Raw genomic sequence first — 649 nt, forward strand, 5'->3', positions numbered from 1 at the left:
CCTTCGATGAGGTCTCGGCGGCCGTTGGTGCGGAGCTCGCGGAAGCTCTGAAGGAGAAGACGCTAGAGCTCTTCAAGCGCGCTACGGCGATCACAGACGGCCGGGGGGTGCACCTCGCCGACACCAAGTTTGAGTTCGGTCTCGCAAAGGATGGAACGCTGGTCCTAGCCGACGAGGTTCTGACCTCGGATTCCTCGAGGTACTGGCGTGACGAGGACTGGAAGCCTGGACAGCGCCAGATCTCATACGACAAGCAGTTCGTACGCGACTGGGCTCGCGATCTGGGCACCTGGGACAAGACTCCCCCAGGCCCCGAGATCCCCCAAGAGGTCGTTGACGAGACGCGGGCTCGCTACGTTGCTATGTACGAACGCATCACCGGTCTGAAGTGGGATTGACGATGGCAACGTGGGACGAGATCGCAGAAGCACGGCTGGCTGACGTCTTGGAGCTACAGAAGGTGCACAAGCGCCTGCTCGCGGCCAGAGAGCAGGGGATCGAACCAGATCCTCATGACGTTGAGATTGCCCGCTCTGTGGCGGCCACAGGCTATGGCGGCATCGACCGGGTCAACGCGCGGGACGATTACTAGACCCTCGCGCACTCCAACACCTATGATGGTGGTGTTCTAGAACACCGATTGGAGACG

The 649-nt window shown here is 61.2% G+C and carries 2 protein-coding genes; both read left to right on the forward strand.

All coding sequences use genetic code 11. From position 1 onward, the window contains the following. On the forward strand, window positions 1–398 hold a 398-nt coding region (locus ABD211_RS32915; protein WP_344140424.1), incomplete at its 5' end, for a phosphoribosylaminoimidazolesuccinocarboxamide synthase. 2 nt (window positions 399–400) lie between these two features. Then, window positions 401–592 carry a hypothetical protein gene (locus ABD211_RS32920; RefSeq protein ID WP_141857624.1) on the forward strand — a complete coding sequence of 64 codons (192 nt, stop codon included), beginning with the start codon at window positions 401–403 and terminating at the stop codon, window positions 590–592. Window positions 593–649 lie beyond the last annotated feature (57 nt).

Origin of the sequence: Luedemannella flava, assembly GCF_039528515.1 — a bacterium.
GTDB classification, from domain to species: Bacteria; Actinomycetota; Actinomycetes; order Mycobacteriales; family Micromonosporaceae; genus Luedemannella; species Luedemannella flava.